This window comes from Deefgea piscis (genome assembly GCF_013284055.1).
Taxonomy (GTDB): Bacteria; Pseudomonadota; Gammaproteobacteria; order Burkholderiales; family Chitinibacteraceae; genus Deefgea; species Deefgea piscis.
Window position 1 is genome coordinate 1,886,606 of sequence record NZ_CP054143.1, and the last position, 17,715, is coordinate 1,904,320.

13 protein-coding genes and 2 tRNA genes are annotated in these 17,715 nt (G+C 45.4%); 5 read left to right on the plus strand and 10 right to left on the minus strand.

Features of this window, described 5'->3' with window-relative positions; all coding sequences use genetic code 11:
• Positions 1–90: 90 nt before the first annotated feature.
• The 9 genes from HQN60_RS08930 to HQN60_RS08970 all read right to left on the minus strand — a co-directional run bounded on the left by HQN60_RS08930 (position 91) and on the right by HQN60_RS08970 (position 8,041).
• Complete coding sequence (locus tag HQN60_RS08930; RefSeq protein WP_173533320.1) at positions 91–963, minus strand: M48 family metalloprotease; 873 nt, start codon at positions 961–963, stop codon at positions 91–93.
• Positions 960–1,475 (minus strand): SH3 domain-containing protein, encoded by a 516-nt coding sequence (locus HQN60_RS08935; protein ID WP_173533321.1) that lies wholly within the window; start codon positions 1,473–1,475, stop codon positions 960–962. Before HQN60_RS08935 ends, HQN60_RS08930 begins: the two co-directional genes overlap by 4 nt.
• A complete protein-coding gene (locus HQN60_RS08940) occupies positions 1,472–3,253 on the minus strand; it encodes an adenylate/guanylate cyclase domain-containing protein (RefSeq protein ID WP_173533322.1) in 1,782 nt (593 codons plus the stop codon). Before HQN60_RS08940 ends, HQN60_RS08935 begins: the two co-directional genes overlap by 4 nt.
• Before the next feature lie 171 nt (positions 3,254–3,424).
• Entirely contained in the window at positions 3,425–4,201 is a 777-nt protein-coding gene (locus tag HQN60_RS08945) for a MetQ/NlpA family ABC transporter substrate-binding protein (RefSeq protein ID WP_173533323.1), read from the minus strand.
• Positions 4,202–4,364: 163 nt separating this feature from the next.
• The gene (locus HQN60_RS08950; RefSeq protein WP_173533324.1) at positions 4,365–5,033 is read right to left on the minus strand and encodes a methionine ABC transporter permease; all 669 of its coding nucleotides are present in this window, start codon (positions 5,031–5,033) and stop codon (positions 4,365–4,367) included.
• The gene (locus HQN60_RS08955; protein WP_173533325.1) at positions 5,027–6,046 is read right to left on the minus strand and encodes a methionine ABC transporter ATP-binding protein; all 1,020 of its coding nucleotides are present in this window, start codon (positions 6,044–6,046) and stop codon (positions 5,027–5,029) included. Before HQN60_RS08955 ends, HQN60_RS08950 begins: the two co-directional genes overlap by 7 nt.
• A 171-nt stretch (positions 6,047–6,217) precedes the next feature.
• A tRNA-Ser gene (locus HQN60_RS08960) sits at positions 6,218–6,307 on the minus strand.
• A 65-nt stretch (positions 6,308–6,372) separates the two neighbouring features.
• Positions 6,373–6,462, minus strand: a tRNA-Ser gene (locus tag HQN60_RS08965).
• Between the two features lie 64 nt (positions 6,463–6,526).
• A complete protein-coding gene (locus tag HQN60_RS08970) occupies positions 6,527–8,041 on the minus strand; it encodes a cyclic-di-GMP receptor FimW-related protein (RefSeq protein WP_173533326.1) in 1,515 nt (504 codons plus the stop codon).
• A gap of 295 nt (positions 8,042–8,336) precedes the next feature.
• Between HQN60_RS08970 and HQN60_RS08975 the strand changes: the two genes are divergently transcribed.
• The 5 genes from HQN60_RS08975 (at position 8,337) to HQN60_RS08995 (ending at position 15,766) form a co-directional block, all read left to right on the plus strand.
• Positions 8,337–9,953: an ABC-F family ATPase gene (locus tag HQN60_RS08975; RefSeq protein ID WP_173533327.1), complete on the plus strand. Its 1,617-nt coding sequence runs from the start codon at positions 8,337–8,339 to the stop codon at positions 9,951–9,953.
• Positions 9,954–10,314: 361 nt separating this feature from the next.
• Positions 10,315–11,577: a tyrosine-type recombinase/integrase gene (locus tag HQN60_RS08980; protein WP_173533328.1), complete on the plus strand. Its 1,263-nt coding sequence runs from the start codon at positions 10,315–10,317 to the stop codon at positions 11,575–11,577.
• A complete protein-coding gene (locus HQN60_RS08985; RefSeq protein WP_173533329.1) occupies positions 11,570–13,297 on the plus strand; it encodes a site-specific integrase in 1,728 nt (575 codons plus the stop codon). The genes HQN60_RS08980 and HQN60_RS08985 overlap by 8 nt, the downstream gene beginning before the upstream one ends.
• 2 nt (positions 13,298–13,299) lie before the next feature.
• On the plus strand, positions 13,300–15,342 hold the full coding sequence (locus HQN60_RS08990; RefSeq protein ID WP_173533330.1) for a hypothetical protein: 2,043 nt from the start codon (positions 13,300–13,302) through the stop codon (positions 15,340–15,342).
• The gene (locus HQN60_RS08995; RefSeq protein ID WP_217390079.1) at positions 15,317–15,766 is read left to right on the plus strand and encodes a hypothetical protein; all 450 of its coding nucleotides are present in this window, start codon (positions 15,317–15,319) and stop codon (positions 15,764–15,766) included. The genes HQN60_RS08990 and HQN60_RS08995 overlap by 26 nt, the downstream gene beginning before the upstream one ends.
• Positions 15,767–16,289: 523 nt before the next feature.
• Here HQN60_RS08995 and HQN60_RS09000 read toward each other — a convergent pair.
• Positions 16,290–17,714, minus strand: coding sequence for a hypothetical protein (locus tag HQN60_RS09000; RefSeq protein WP_173533331.1), 1,425 nt, complete (start codon positions 17,712–17,714; stop codon positions 16,290–16,292).
• Between the last annotated feature and the right edge of the window lies 1 nt (position 17,715).

The following is a 17,715-nucleotide window of genomic DNA, read 5'->3' on the forward strand; positions in this document are numbered from 1 at the left end:
CAGGGGGTAATTATACGGCCGCGCCACGGTGCACGGCCGTCAATTTTTACCAAGCACGCTAGCGCGGCTGGATACTAAATATCTAGAAACTTAGCGAGAAATTTTGCTAAATCGAGCGGTGTTATCCACGCCATTGGCATAGGCTTCGAGTTGATCACCGATCTTCCTGTCGATCTGATCAATTCGATCTTGCGGGCTAGGATGAGTGCTAAAAAACAGCGCTACCGCACTATCATTCGGGCTGACATTACCTAAGGTTTGCAGCATGCTCACCATGGCATAAGGGTTGTAGCCGGCGCGTGCCGCTAGCAGCATGCCGTTGAGATCGGCCGCATATTCGGTGTCTTTGGACAGCCCTTTGATATACAGCCCTTCAGTGGCCGCTTTAGTGGCTTTTTTAGCGAGATCCAGCCGCTCGCCTTGGACTTTGTGATTGAGTACGGCGGTGATGAGCTCTTCGGTAATTGCGCCGCGATTGCTGCTTTTCATCGCTTCGATTTGGTCTTTATTGATCACATGACTGATTTCATGCGCCAAAATCGCCGCCAGCTCCGCCTCGCTACGCAATTGATTCCACAAACCACGGGTAATCAACACATAACCGCCGGGTGCAGCAAAGGCATTGATATTGGGGCTATCAATCACGCCAAAATGCCAATTGAGCTGAGGCTGCGCCGATTGCGAAGCAATCCAAGTGCCCACTTGGTTGACGTATCGTTGCAGCGCGGCATCTTTGACTAACGGCGCGGCGCCCAGCAAGGTGGCCATCACATTTTGGCCCATGATGACTTCTTGGCGCGGACCGACCACTTGGTTGGCTTCAACCGTGTTATTAATGATTTTGGTCGCCGATTCGATGTTTTCTGGCGTGAGGTATTTACTCAACTCGTTTAAATCAAAAGCGTGTGCTGGGGCGCTGAGCGCGCCAGCGGCGACCAAGCTAAGGCATAGGCGGCGGATCATGGACGTCTCCCGTTATTTGGCGTATTGACGTTGGTGTTGCTATTGCTCAGCGGGGCTACTTTTTTCGGGCTGAGCTGGGCTTGTCTGGCGAGTCGGCTGGCTTCTGAATTGGAGCTTGAATAGCTTTCCATTTTATTGACTTCAGCCATATTCGGCTCAGCGGTTTGGATTTGTTCGGCAGACAGTCCTTTCACGCCGGTGGTCACGGTTTGTCCTGACGAACCGGTTTTGATCACATTGCCGAGGGTGGCGAGGCCATTATTGCGCGTTCCTGATTGGGTACGAACATTAAGCAGTTTAATCCAGCCAACTTGTCCTTGAGGGGTTTTAACCTGCATCCACGTGCCTTGATTTTTTTGGATCTCAATTTTGCTATTGCTACTTAAAGTGGCAATGCTGCGTGAGTCGGAAAATGGCTTTTCACGTAAATCACTATTGCGAATGACGGTACCGCTATCGGCGAGGGCAGACTGAGCGATCAGTAAGAGCAGGGCGCAAACGAGAGGCTTCAAAGTGCTTTCTCCTTGGGTTCAAATAATAAAACGTTTTGCTCACGGCCTTTGACCGGATGCTGGCCGTGGCCAATAAATTCAAAGGGTGCGGCGCTGGCTTCACACGCCGCGCGCGTCGCATCGGAGACTAAAATTCGCGCACAGCCTTTGGTGAGCCCTTCGATTCGAGAGGCTAGATTCACTGTATCGCCAATCGCCGTGTAATCCAAGCGCGATGCCGAGCCAATCAGGCCAACCACGGCGGGGCCTGTGTGTAGGCCAATGCCGATTTCAAAATGTTCGATATCGCTTAATTGCTGTTTAAAGGTGTCCAGCGCCGCCGACATTTCTAGCGCGGCGGCTACGGCATGGCGAGCATGTTCTGTATCGTTGGCCGGCGCACCCCAAAAGGCCATGATGGCGTCACCAATAAATTTATCTAGCGTGCCGCCATGCTTAAAAATAATCTCCACTTGCAAGGTAAAGTATTGATTGAGTAATTGCACTACTGCCGCTGGATCGTGTTTTTCGGATAAGGAAGTAAAGCCTCGAATATCAGAAAACAGTACGGTGATGTCTCTTGATTGGGCCACTTGGCCTAAATCGATATCGCCACTGGCAATCAGTTGCTTGACGACGCGCGCGTCCAAAAATCGAGAAAACAGCGCCACGGCATGCTCACGCGAGTTTTTTTCCGCCCAATACGCGATCAGTGCCGCCAGCCAAAAATAAGCCCAAGCCCACAATAAGGAGGAGATCAGCGGCAAATAATAATTGTGGGTCAATCCCAACCACATCAAGCCGAGCGTTAAGCCGCTGCTTAAGATCAAGGCGAGCGCTAAGCGCATGGTATTGATGCCGCGTGTAAATCCCCAAGCGAGTAGGCCGCAAAGCAATAGGGCGAGTAAACCATACGGTGCGCGTGGCGATTCGATCAACCAATCTTGGTATTTCAGGTTGTCGATGGCCGTGGCCAAAATATCCACGCCAGGATAGAGCGGCCCCATCGTGGTTGGGCGTAAATCTTGTAGGCCCGGCGCAGCGGTGCCGATGATCACGATTTTGTCGGTAAATTCATTCATCGAGCGGTTTGAATGCTCGAGATTGGCAGCCTGATAAAGATCGGAATAGGAAATATGTTGGCGCTGTGTTTGCCAATGAATTCGCATGCGCTCAGCTTGGGGCAGGGGCCAATTAAAATCTCGCGCTAAGCGCGCAGGTAGTGATGGGATTTGCCAACCAGCGATATCGTGATAAATCGAATAGTGACGACCAATGCCATCACTATCGGCATTAAAATTAATGGTGCCACCTTGCCATTGCTCGGGGTTAAGTACCCAAGGTAGTAGTAGTATTGCCTTGGCGTCTTTATCAAATATGGGTTGTGGCAATATACCCAGTTGCGTAGGTAGGTCTTTGATCGGCGTCGCTTCGCCATCACTTAAAGTGAGATAGGGAAAATAAACCTTGTTTTCTTGTTGGGCGGCAGCGCGTAAGGCTTCATCATGTTCCGGACGAAATACATCGCGCTCGTTAAACAATAAATCGAAAACGATGGCTTGTGGTTTTTGTGCGGCGATGTAATGAATTAGTTCGGCATGAATCGAGCGTGGCCACGGCCAACGACCGGCATCGGCGGCGAGATCTTCCAGACTTTTTTGGTCGATATTGACCACGACAATGTCGGAATGCGCAGGGCGCGCGCTGGCTAATTGGCGTTGTAATACATCACCAAAACGTTGATCGGCGATTTGGCCAAATTGCACGCCAACAAAATCGAGCGCAATAAGACTGGCCAAAAAAGCCCATAGCGCGAAATACGCATGTTTACGCAGCAGCGGCGATATCACAATAAGCCTTGGGTTTAAACAATGGAAAAAGAGGTAAAGCGTAGCTTTACCTCTTTGTGGTTTATTTTAATCAATACCGCCATTGATATCTAGGCACTTTGCCCGATGGCGTAGGGCCAATTAAAACGCTGGAATCACTGCGCCTTGGTATTTTTCTAAAATAAATTTCTTGGTTTCTGGGCTATGCAAAGCAGCACCGAGTTTTTTCATGGCGGCACTGTCTTTATTATCCGGACGCGCCACCAAGATATTTACATACGGTGAGTCGTTGCCTTCGATAATCAAAGCGTCTTTAAGTGGATTCAATTTGGCTTCAAGTGCGTAGTTGGTGTTGATTAAAGCCACATCAACTTGACCCAAAATACGTGGCAAGGTGGCAGCTTCTAACTCGCGAATTTTCAGTTTTTTCGGGTTTTGCACGATGTCTTTGCTGGTCGCCAAAATGTTTTTATTGTCTTTCAGCTTGATCACCCCAGCTTTGTCGAGCAAGAGTAAAGCCCGGCCGCCGTTGGTAGCATCATTTGGAATGGCAATGGTCGCGCCATTTTTAAGGTCAGCTAATTTTTTAACTTTTTTTGAGTAAGCGCCAAATGGCTCAATGTGTTCACCGACCACACTAACTAGATTGGTGCCTTTGCCTTTGTTAAATTCATTCAAGTACGGCTGATGTTGAAAGAAATTACCATCTAGGCGTTTCTCGGCTACTTGCACATTAGGTTGTACATAGTCAGTGAAGACTTTAATTTCTAAGTCAACGCCTTGTTTGGCCAGTGTTGGTTTAACAAACTCGAGAATTTCAGCGTGTGGTACTGCAGTAGCACCAATCGAGAGTTTGTCAGCAGCGTGCGCAGTAAAAGCCAGCGTGGCAAGGGCAATAGCAGTGAGTGTTTTTTTCATCTTTAGCATCCAAGCGTAGAAATTAAACTTACAGATAGATTGTGCAGTGTTTAGTTGTGCCGTGGGATAAGGGTTTTCCGCTGCGGCACAAGATGAAAATCATTGTAAGTTATTTGCGATGAAGTTTATAGAACGGTTTGTTCTTTACTAATTCAAGCGCAGCTTATTTGCGACTAAAATGAATCACTAGGCGATCGCCGATCATTTGCAAAACTTGCACCAAGACCAGCAGTAAGACCACGGTGACCACCATCACATCGGTTTGAAAGCGCTGGTAACCAAAACGAATCGCCAAATCACCCAAGCCACCACCACCAATTACACCCGACATCGCCGCATACGACACTAAAGTAATCGCGGTGACGGTAACGGCAGCCATCATGCCGGGCATCGCTTCGGGGAGTAAGGCTTTAAACACGATTTGCCGTGTATTAGCGCCCATGGCTTGCGTGGCTTCAATAATGCCGCGATCCACTTCACGTAAAGCGGTTTCGACCAAGCGTGCAAAAAATGGCGTTGCACCCACAACCAAAGGCGGAATGGCACCGGCAACGCCGAGTGATGTGCCAGTCAGTAATACGGTGAAGGGGATCATAATGATCAGTAAGATCACAAACGGCACTGAGCGCAGAATATTGACCAAAAAGGACAGCACGCCGTAGACATAAGGCTGCTCTAATAATTGGCGTTTGGCGGTTAAAAATAATAATACGCCCAGTGGTAAGCCCAAAATGAGCGTAAACAGCAGCGAGCCACCGAGCATGGATAAGGTATCTAGCGTGGCGTAGCCAATTTCGCTCCAATCGATATTGCTCATCAATTCATTTAGCATGCACGTAACTCCTCAAAATCAATGCCTTCGGCAGTAAAGCGCGCTAAGGCGGCGGCAACGCCACTGTCGGCACCGGTAAAGGCCAGGGTCAATTGACCACACGCAGTGCCTTTGATTCGCTCGATGCGGCCTGCCAAAATTGAAAAATCAATGCCAAAATCGCGCGCCATATCGCCAAGTAGCGATTTATACGTTGATTCACCAATGAAAGTCAGTCTAACGATCTTGCCGGGCACATGGGCAAAGTCTTCAAATTGTTTGTTTTCGTCAACGTGCTCGCTTTCAAACACAAAGCGACGTGTCGTGGGGTGTTTGGGGTGCAAAAAGACTTGGGTTACTGGCCCCATTTCGACAATTTCGCCACCATCAATCACCGCAACACGATCGCAAACGGTGCGAATCACATCCATTTCATGGGTGATTAAAACAATCGTCAGATTGAGCTTTTGATTGATTTCTAATAACAGCTGCAAGACCGATTGCGTAGTTTGCGGATCAAGTGCGCTAGTGGCTTCGTCACAAAGCAATAATTTAGGATTATTGGCCAGAGCACGGGCAATACCGACGCGTTGTTTTTGTCCGCCAGAGAGCTGGGCTGGATATTTGTCAGCGTGCTCACTTAAGCCAACCAGCTCAAGCAATTCGGCAACGCGCTGCTCGATTTGGGTTTTATTGAGTCGGCCAGCCACTTGCAAGGGGAAGGCAATATTATTGGCAACGGTTTTGGCTGACAGCAAATTGAAATGCTGGAAAATCATGCCAATTTTTTGCCGCTCTAAACGCAGTTCTGCGGTTGAGAGTGTTGTGAGGTCGATGTCATCGAGTAAAACAGTGCCACCACTAGGACGCTCGAGTAAATTAATTAACCGAATCAGTGTGGATTTACCCGCGCCAGAATGTCCAATCACCCCAAAAATTTCGCCAGCCTCAATATTGAGATCAATGCGCTTGAGGGCAGGGATGTCTTTGCCGTCGACACGATAAGATTTACTTAAGTTTTTTAACTGGATCATGGCTAACCTATTGGCCGCTAAACTGACTGGCATAGTATTCAATCAGGCAATTCAACACGGCAAGGTAAATGTGTGAACTTGAGCGCAATTTTGCGCGTAATTACGCGGGGGAAATAAAATCCGCGCTAGAAAAAACAAAACCCACTGACAAGTCAGTGGGTTTTAAATTTTTGGCGGAAGCGCAGAGATTCGAACTCTGGGAGGACTCACATCCTCGACGGTTTTCAAGACCGCTGCCTTAAACCACTCAGCCACGCTTCCGTACTTTATTTTGTATCTGAATAAAAAAGCCCCGACAGCGTCAGAGCTTAATTATTGTGTTCATTTGGCGGAAGCGCAGAGATTCGAACTCTGGGAGGACTCACATCCTCGACGGTTTTCAAGACCGCTGCCTTAAACCACTCAGCCACGCTTCCGTTCTTGAACAGGTGCGCATCATAGCAAGCATTTCACTGTTTGTCTCGCTTTTTTTGAAAATATTTATAATTTTTCTAAAACAGCGAAATTGGCCAAGGATGCGCTGGCCGTGTGTTCAATCACCGGAGTGAGGCGAATGCGATAGCTTTTGCCTTGTGCGGCTAAGCGAAACTCTCGGTTATCCGCAAAAAATGCTTGGGGTATCACTAAAAAACGCGCCTGTTGAATGGCGGCGTTTTCTGGCGAGTAAATACCTAGAAAGCTACGATTGCCCAATAGTGGCGTGAGTTCAACCACAATGGGGGTTTGCGAAATGGTTTCAATTCCGGCGTTGACTTGCCCATCGCGCTTTTTGGTGATGCGCCTAACGATGCCGATGGATACTGCATTTCGGCCTATACCATCGAGCCCGACAATCTCACCCACCTGCAATTGATCATCACGGCTGGTTTGATAGTTGATGCCAACGCCGGTGCTACTTTCATTATCTAATGTCCAGCTGGCGGCTTCTGTTAGATTGGCTGCGCCGCTTAAACGAGCAATCACATCATCTAACCCACGAGTCACTTGAATTGATTTTTGGCTAATATGGCGCTCAGCTTTGCGCACGGGGGTAGGGGTGTCGCGTGACCATAAATTGATGAGATGCTGCATCAAATCTAAATGAGCCACTTGTGCTGATTCTGCTGGTAAACCTAACTCAATTGGATCGATGCCTTGCTGTAGTTTTTCAATGGTATCTTTAATGTGCAGTGTGAGGGTTTCAGTGAACCAATAGCGCCAATTTTCACCAACCATGTCGCGACGAAGACGTTTGGGTGGGGTTGAGCCCGCAATATTTATGGCAAATAGCTGGCGATTGGGTTTGATTTGCACTTCAAGATCGACACGACTGGCCCAGCGCTTGAGCCACTGTGTGACTAATTCAATTTGTGCCGATTGTAGTTTTTCGGGCACGGCCAACGATAGCATTAAGAGTTGAATGAATTCTCGACGAATATCGGTAATTTCTGCATTGGGGTAGGGTTGTAGCGGTTGAGTTGCAAAACCTTGTTGTTCGGCAAATAAATATAAGCGATTCAAATTGCGCCAAGTTCGACTATCTAACTCGAGATAACGCAAATAAGACCAGCGCGCTTGCTCGGCAAAATACATTAAGCCACGCAATGTAAATAACGGTAATTCTTTTTCGAGGCCGCGTGGCAGACTGGCGCTGGCTTGTTTAATACAGAGCCGATAGCCATCGCCCATTTCATTCCAAAAAGCGAGCAAACTTGGCAATACCTGACTGGGGCTGGCATCGTCGTCAAGTAGCTTTCCTTGGTAAATGGCGACTAAATGATTTTGTAGCGTACGCGCTTTTTCATCTAAATAGGGAATGGTTTTAAAGCGTTCTTTGATATTGGTGCGTGGATTACTATTAATTTGTTGTAATGCTTTGATGATTTCAATTTGAGCTTGCAATATGTCACTTTCGGGCAATTCATTCATCATGACGGTAGCAGACTTTAGGTCATAAACCCCTTCGTTTTTATTTTTTCCGAGCAAGGCGTTAATGAGGCTTTTAAAATCGAACATGATAGGCTTCCGGGCTAATTTAGCTATTTTTGATTTTTTATGTCAGTAAAGGTAAACTTTTTTGATGAATTTACGCAAGCACTGTGAAATATAAGTGGTTGTATTTGTAACTATTTTGTGGGGACGGCACTAAAAGGCGTCCCTTTTTATTGGGTCGATTCGACGGTCATCTTAGTTTTTAGCATTGTGCTAAAATATACTGTTTAGAGCCTTGGGCGGTTTTTTCACTCAAGCGCGACTCTCACATCTTACACCTTGCTGGCATAGTTATGTTGGCGAGAAAGCGTAAAAGACAATGATTAGTTCGAATGGCATCACAATGCAGTTTGGCGCTAAGCCACTGTTTGAAAAGGTATCTGTTAAATTTGGCGATGGAAATCGCTACGGTCTGATTGGCGCCAATGGCTGCGGTAAATCGACCTTTATGAAAATCCTCGGTGGCGATTTAGAGCCAACCGCAGGTAATGTGGCGCTCGATCCTGGTGTCCGTTTGGGTAAGTTAAAGCAAGATCAATTTGCTTTTGAAGATCAGCGCGTGATCGACGTGGTGATGCAAGGTCATGGCGAATTGTGGGCGGCGATCCATCAGCGTGACGCGATTTACGCCAATCTTGAAGCGACTGAAGATGACTATATGCTCGCGGCTGAGCTGGAAGGCAAAGTAGCAGAGTACGATGGCTATACTGCCGAAGCGCGCGCTGGCGCCTTGTTGATGGGCGCAGGGATTCCAATTGAGTTGCATAACGGCCCGATGTCAGACGTGGCGCCGGGTTGGAAATTGCGCGTATTGCTCGCACAAGCTTTGTTCTCAAATCCGGATGTGTTGCTGCTCGATGAGCCGACCAATAACTTGGATATTCACACCATTCAATGGTTGGAAGACACGCTTAATCAGCGTGATTCAACGATGATTATTATTTCCCATGATCGTCACTTCTTGAACCAAGTGTGTACGCATATTGCCGACGTTGATTATGGTGAAATCCGTATTTATCCAGGCACGTACGACGATTACATGTTGGCGTCTACGCAAGCGCGTGAACGCACACTGACGGATAACAGCAAGGCCAAAGAACGCGTTGCTGAGTTGCAAGCTTTTGCCCAGCGTTTTGCCGCAAATAAATCAAAAAGCCGTCAAGCAACCAGCCGTTTGAAACTGGCTGATAAGATTAAAGACGGTATGGTCGAAGTGAAACCGTCGAGCCGTCAAAATCCGTATATTCGTTTTGACGTTGACGACAAGCAAAAACTGCATCGTCAAGCGTTTGAATTGACCAATTTGTCGAAGTCATTCGACAAACCGCTCATCCAAAGTTTGAATTTGATCTTTGAAGCGGGCAATAAACTCGCTGTCATTGGTGGTAACGGTGTCGGTAAATCAACATTGATGAAAATGTTGGTTGGCGCATTGAAACCTGATGCTGGTTCAGTGAAATGGGCAGAAAAAGCCGACGTTGGCTATTTTGCTCAAGATCACGAAGAAGACTTCGCTGAAGACATGACGCTGTTTGACTGGATGCGCCAATGGGCTGAAACCGGTGTTGAAGAGCAAGTGATTCGCGGTATTCTTGGTCGCTTGCTATTTAGCGGCGATGACGTGAAAAAATCAGTCAAAGTCTTGTCGGGTGGTGAAAAAGGCCGCATGTTGTACGGCAAATTGATTTTACAAACGCCGAATGTATTGGTGATGGACGAGCCAACCAATCATATGGATATGGAATCAATTGAGTCGCTCAATATGGCTTTGGACTTGTATAAAGGCACGTTGATTTTCGTTTCGCATGACCGCGTATTTGTATCGTCACTCGCAACGCAAATTTTGGAACTCAATGGTGATGGCACCTTTAATCACTTCTTGGGTGGCTATGAAGAATACTTAGATACGCGCGTGAAACCGGGTATGGGCGACTAAGTATTTAAATACATTGTGTGGACATTTCCTTCTTTTGTACTTTAATAAAAGTACAAAGATGGCTAAGGATTCACATGTGTAATCAAGAGTTGAATTTCAGTGGACCCAATTGCTTAATTGGGTCCCATCTTGGCAAAATCTTTGCCCGTGACGTTTGTAATCGGTTAGTTCCCCTTTGCACGTTTTATTTCGTTGACGTGAATTCAACAACCGCAATTCATAATCATTCCTATACTCTTTACAGTCCCTCTACTCTTGTTTTTCACCTGAGATTCATATTTGCTTCACTGCCTGACTTGGGCTGTTTGATTGCGTCCCTACAAAGCTTAACTTCTATTCAATCTGATGAGGTTACTGACTAATGGCCTCTCTTGAATACATCCATTACAAATCCCATCGCGCAGTGATATGTGAGCGTTCTATTCATTGGGATTTCGATACTTCAGTTCAAAGTGTAGAGCGGCTTCCGCAAGTTTTTTGGTTGACTGGAGAGCCATGGTCAGAACTCAATCTTTGGGCGCTCGAAATGGGGCGAAATCGTGATGTAAATCTCAAAACTATTCATAGTCTGCTGGAGCACTTGCACAAATATGCGAATTGGCTGGAACAGGAGCAGCTTGATTGGCGGCATTTTCCTCAAACCAAGGCACATCGTGTTTTGGTGCGGTTTCGTGGTTTTCTTGTGGAGGCACGTGATCGCAGAGAGTTAAGTCCATCGACGACTACGGCACGTATGAACGCGGTAATTCGGTTTTATCGCTATGCAGCTAGCCGAAATTTCATAAGTCGAGATGCGCCAATGTGGCGGGATAAGTCAGTAGTGCTGCCTTATTTTGATGCTGTGGGTTTTGAGCGCACCATGACTCGTATTACCACTGACATATCTATTCCAAATCGCCGTCGTCCCGGTATTCGATTAGAGGGTGGACTGCTACCTCTAAGTGAAGATCATATGGTCGAAATGTTGCAATTTGCAAAAGAGTCTGCTTCAGAAGAATTGTATTTGATGCTGTTGATTGGATGTTTTTCTGGTGCCCGGCTAGGGACCATTACGACTCTTCGAGTGTCAGCATTAAATGAAGCTATACGTGATTCTCAAGTTTCGGGCATGTGGATAATACCTGTAGGGCCTGGGACTGGAATTGCTAGCAAATTTGATGTGTCTGGAGATTTGATGATCCCAGATCAGCTTATGACTATTCTTAAAGCCTACATGACTTCCCGTCGTCACTTGGAGCGAGTAATCAGGGCAAACAATGCAAACAAGTCATATCTTTTTCTTTCTCGATTTAACAGACCATATAAAGTGGCCGCAGTGGATCGAGAAATGGTTCATTTTCGCAGAGTTGGACAGATTGCAGGGTTGAGGTTTCTTCAAAATTTTAAGTTTCACCAAACAAGAGCCACTTATGGTACTTGGCTTATGTCTATCTGCCTCTCAGCAACTTCGGTTAAAGCTTCTATTGAATTCGTGAAGCGGGCTATGCACCACAAGAATGAATCGACTACGTTTGGCTACATCACCTTCATCAAAAATACTCAAATAAAGATAGAGGTTGCAAATAATTTCGCCGAAGCATTTCTTGGCCTTCAAACTCGGTTGAAGGGGGATGCAAATGCTTGACGGGCTTATTCCTGACCTTACATTTCCGGCATTGAAATACGGGCGGCTAGAGATCCCCTTAGATCTGCGAGCCTTGCTTTACAAATCAGGTGCAAAGATTAATTCGAGGAAAGTATTTGGCATGATTGCAGCAGGTCAGTTGGGGCAGCCACTGCATGAGCGTTTGCCGTTAGTGATGAAAATTCACGAAGAATTGACTGCGAAAATTGTTGGGGGTGAATCAAAGTATTCGATTATTACCTATTTGAAATGTTTGAAAAACTTTTTTACTTGGGCGGAGGATTGTGTTCAAGGACTGTCACTTGAATTAGTGGAGGATACTTATCGCCATTGGTGTGATTTTTTGGTGAATCGTCAAAGGCTAAAGCAAATCAAGAATGTTACAGCTTATCACCTTGGACTTATAGTATCGAGAATTCTTGATTTGGTCTTGGAGCGAACTCAGCCATTGATTGTTAGTACTCGCCTTCGGCGAAAAAGGAGAGCGGTACGTGCTGTTGGTATCGCAGCAGATAAGCAAAATCTCGCAGATTCATTTGCGTTTGGACACATATGCCTTGATGTTATTAAGAGTTTGTCTTTTGACGCGATTTTTGGTCCCTTACCAATAAAGATCCAGTTACGTGACGGTAAGACGTTGGAGCATTGGTCTAAATCTAGAGATCCTATCAATGTGATTGCCCTGCAACCGGATTATAAGGCTAAATCCTATGCGGAAAAAGTTCGGCAGGATCGAGCAAATAGGGAAGCTGATCGCACATTACGAACTCGCCATCCGGTTGCCAACCTTCGAGTAGTTACTGAGCTGCTGGTATTTATCGCACAAACCGGAATGAACCTTGCTCAGGCTTTCTCACTACTCCGTGATGAATTTAGCTACAAGAGTACGATAGATGGTTACGAAGTGAGATCCTATAAGGCTCGGCGCAAGGGAGAGGTCTTGTTCGAGTTTTATTCCGAGTATAAAACGCTCTTTCAAGATTACTTGGTTTGGAGAGATAAAGTTTTTGGTGATAGCTCCGACCGACTGTTTCCGCTTTTTCGAATACATGGAGCCCTCGAATCGACACCTCCTGACTTTATGGAATTTAAGAAAAAAATCTGTATACCCTCAGGCGTTCCATTTATTGGCCCCCAGCAACTTAGAAAAACACGTATCAACTGGTTGTTACGTCAATCTCTTAACCCTGACCTTACCGCTGAGCAGGCGCAACATACAAAGGCTACTTTGCTTCGCGATTATGAGAAGCCTAGTTTGCAAGTCGCTTTGGTTGAAATTATCCAATTTTGGCAAGAAAATGACCCACTATTGGCCGGAAGTCCGATGCCTGGTCCCACTATGGGCGTTTGTGATGGCGTGCCAACCCCTTTTTCTGATTTACCTCCTGAGGCAACTAAGCCTGATTGTTCAAATCCGGTCGGATGTCTATTTTGTGAGCATTACCGTGACATTGATAGTGCCGATTATGTTTGGGCAACAGCCAGTATGCTTTACTTCAATACAATAATTTTGCAGCACTATCGGCCTATGTTAAAGGGTAAAGCTGATACAGCATGTCATATAGAACTGGCCATCGAAGTACTGACAAAGAAATTAAAGTGGTATAGCGACTCAAACCTCCACCGTAAGGCGTGGGTCGAAGAGGCAAATGAAAAACTGGCAGAAGGTGAGTTTCATGCGCATTGGCATTATTTGATCAAAAGCGCGGAGGGAATTTAAGTATGACTGTTAACTTAAGCCATTTTGGTTTGTGTATGGAATTACCTGAAGTATCCTCCCCCTCTATGTCCTTTCGGCCACCATCTTGGCCTCCACCGAAAGATTGGGTGTGTATTGAGGATCGGGATGGGAATCCTGTTTCTTGTTATGGCGATTCAATATGGCATTTTTATCCTTGGGCAGGAATAACTTTAAATTTTCATTTTGGAGATGGTCCTAAATTAAATTCGCGCTCGCATGTTATCGATTTGGCTAATATTGAACTTCTACGTCAGTTGGTAACTTGGAGAGGATGGGGGCCTCGAGCAGCGATAAATGTTCACACCCTTGTGGGTAACTTTGCCATTCCCTTAAGAAAAATTATTTCTATTTGTAGTGAAAATAATATCCTTGCTTCTGATCTGTCACGTTATCCAGCTGTTATTGATGAAATTGCTCAACAACTGCCGAAAGCTACTTTTAGTCAAATTGTTGCGGAATTAGATCGCTTAAGGGATGCAAGTGAATTCCTAGGCTTTGAATTACTTGATGCCGCTGGGATTATGCGTTTGAAAGTTTTGCAACCGGTTCATAATAGTTTTCAAACCGAGTACATTCCGAGTCGTATTTGGACTTATTTGGTTCTACGAATTGCGGAGTGCATTAATGACTACATTGTGCATCAAGAAAAAATTGAAGCTTGTTTTGAATTTTGCATAAGTGCGTACGTAAATAATAATGTGATCGCTTATCGCGAGAGTACAGGAAAGACACATTACAATCCATTTCAGTCCGCTCGAAAAAGCAAAAATTCTGAACTTGTGTATCTCGGGGCTTTTGTTGATACAGCAGAGCGCTTTGGGATAAAAGAGGTAATTGAGCGTTGGGTTGGAAGAGTTGACGAAAAATCGGGTATCAGAAAATTTGGAGCCTATTTATCGTTGATTCAGAACGTGGCACTTGCAAATATTGTAGCTTTCACGATGATGCGTGTCGAAGAGGCTGCAAGCGTTCGTTTGAATTGCCTATTATGGTACGACGATCCAGTGTACGGTCGAGTGCCCCTTATTCAGGCCGAAACGACTAAAACGGATCCAGACGATAGCGCTTTGTGGGTAACTAGCCCAAGTGTTGAACCCGCGATAAACACCCTAAAATCGATTGCAAAGATAAGACTGTCAAGTGTGGGGCGATGGGCAGAAGAGAATAATCCCCTGTTATTAACCGTGCCATTTGAACCATGGATGGGAGGTAGGAAATCGGCTAAACGATCTGGACTCAAAGCTCGTGTAGGCAGTTTGGGTGAGCTTGTCCGCGTAAATCCTTTACTCTTTGATGCTCAGCAGATCACAATTAATGAGAACGATCTTAAAATTGCAAAAAGCGTGGGTCCTCTCAATACAGAGAAATTTAAGATTGGCTTTGTATGGCCAATAGCATGGCATCAGTTTCGTCGTACAAGCGCGGTAAATATGTTTGCGTCTGGCTTGATTAGCGATCCATCAATGCAATTTCAGATGAAGCATCAAACCAGATTAATGCCACTTTATTATGGGCGCGGCAACACAGCACTTCGTTTGAATGATGCTGTGCGTGTTTTGCTAGTCAATTCGCAATACGAGGTCATGGGAAGGCAATTGGCTGAAGTGCATACTGATCGTTTTATTAGCCCTTATGGTGATAATCACAAGGCGGGGCTTCTTGCTCCAGCTAATAACGGGCAACCAGTAAATCTTATTAGCGAGGGTGATGCCCAGCACTATGAAAAATCTGCACGACGACAAGAGCTAAATTTCCGATTAACGGCGCTGGGTGCATGTATGAAAAATGGGCCTTGCGATGGGGACTGCGTGTCTTCGATTGGAGATTGTGCTGGTGGAGATGGTAAAGCCCCGTGTGCGAATGTTTTGTTTGATCGTACTAATGCTGAAAAGAACAAAATTCGGCTGGCGGGGGTGATTAAGCAAATAGAGGCGACGCCAGTGGATACACCGCGCTATCGCCATCTTGAGCAAGAGCGGCGCGGATTGGAGAATTATTTTGCCTATATCAGAAATGAAATCTGATCTATCTTCAGGTGCGGAACAACGTTTTCGTGAGGCTTTTGAGCGCTTGAAACTCGGAGTGCCGCAGGAAGTGCCTAAAGGATCAAAAGTTAGTCAAAACAATGTAGCTAAAGAGGCGGGCTGTGATCCGAGTGCCCTGAAGAAAGCTCGTTTCCCATTGCTGGTTTTGGAAATTCAAGAGTGGATTAATACTCATCAAATTGATCAACCAATTTCAGATCGTCAAAAAAATATCAAGCAGCGAAAAAAAAATCGGACCACGAAAGAGGCATTGGAGGCTTTGAAAATACAACGGGATATTGCCGCCGGATTACTTGCGGATGCAAACCTGATAATTCTTGAGTTGAGCGATAAAGTGACGGATTTACAAACTCGGTTGGATCAGCTTCAACCGACTGCTCATATTTTGAGTTTGCGAAAATGATTGCGGAATCTTGCTTATCCACCCAAATTCATCGTCCATCGCCAGCACGATTACCTATTTCGCCACCAACAAATGAGGGTTAATGCTCGCTGGAACGACTGAGTTAGACTAGGTGACAGCCGCAGTCGGCCAACAACGAACTCTGAGGCGCAACATTTTTGGGATAAATGAACGCCTGCAATGACTTCGATTGCAGACACTTAAATTATGTAGTGACCGACAGCTTTTGTTACCCGCCCAACCCGTCCCGATCAAATCGGTCAGCGTTGCTTCGTGTTGCGTGCGTATAAAATGCATGTTATGCGTCGCGTTACGACACAACGCTTTAATAGCATTTTTTTGGGGCTGTATGAAGTACCGCCCTTTCGACTATTCTTAAATGTTAATTTGAAAGCCGGTAGCCCCTATCTGGATTTAACGCCGCGCTCACCGGTAAATTAGGAGCGCAGCGAGTAATTTATCCGTGTGCAGCAACTTGTTAGTTGCGCCTTAATCGGATTATGTTGGTTTATATATGTGTAAATCATAATTTGCCAAAACTGCCTAAGCTCTTTCTCTTATCTTCATCATAAAACTCAGACAAATATCCATTTAACGAATGTGCAACTGAACCAATAACGCCTTTATCCGTAGATATAAAGCCAATAGGCACAGGTACACGATAACTGTCAGGTAAGCTCAAGTAATAAGTGACAGCCACAAGCCTATCTTCAAGCAACACAACCTCTACATCACCGTTTAGGTAACCCTCCACATATCCATGCAGGTTATTTTTAATATCCGCTAAATTATGTAGCCAATCATTCTTTTCTCTAGGGGTATATTCGCCTGATAGAGGTACCATGACTTTAAAATCGTACACTATTTTAGATCTCTTACCGCTTGTCTTACTTCCAGTCACAAGCTCAGTAAGACAAGAATTGATACGATCACTTTTACCCCAGAACGGGTTACTTGGGACTAACCACTTCATATCCACCACACCATCTTGGTGCTGTGCGATAATAGCTTTCTTCTCTTTTTCAAATAATTCATAAAATTTTGGCCAATTTTCAGGACTATATAAACCTCCAACAAATGGAATATACCTTCCTTTATTGGCATCCTCTCCGGCTTTTAACTGAATAAATTCATCAACTTTAAAAGCACTGGCACTGAATAGCTTTTGTGTATTCCTGTCTTTTAATGTTTCTATGGCACTTAGAATCTCTATATGGTTATTTCTTCTAGATTGAGCATTAATCTCAGATGCGATCAACTCCAAAGCTTCAGAAGATTCCTTAAGGCCCTCGATATCATTTGTGTCAACCGCTTTACCATCGACATCCATTTCAAATGCTAATTTGATGCGATAGGGCTCACTTCCAATTTGATTTAGCGACTCCACTTTATAAATATTTGGCTTACCACCTTCTTTATCTTTTACATGATCCATGTAGCCATCTTCAATTAGGTCTTGGAAGTGCCTTTGAAAGGCCTTAGAGACCAGTCGATCTCTGTTAGCCACTTTGCTACTGGCCACATCTAGTTTAAAACCCTGAGTCCATAATCTTCCTAGACGTTTATTTTGCGTAGAAACACAGGTTAAGGACGTTAATTCAAAGCCTAGCGTTGCGCCGGTAGAGCGCAACTCACTTACATTTAAAGTACTCCCTAACGTTTCAAAGTATCCTTCGCTTTTTTCAGTCAGGAAAACTTGATCGCGATCGTTGTACTTAAGCTCTTCTCTCTTTATTAAATCAGAGATTGCTTCTTTGGTTTCTCGCTCATTTAATCCAAAATAGCGAGCAATATGATTTGGCGAGATAGCCCCTAGCTGTGCTAGTCTAAGGATATATTCCCTTATAAAGGGCAGCCCCTGTTTGGTGGCATACGAAAACTTAATATTGTAACGATAGCTTGGCAATATAAAGTCAATTTCATTAAAAGTGATTTTCAGGTTGCTCATT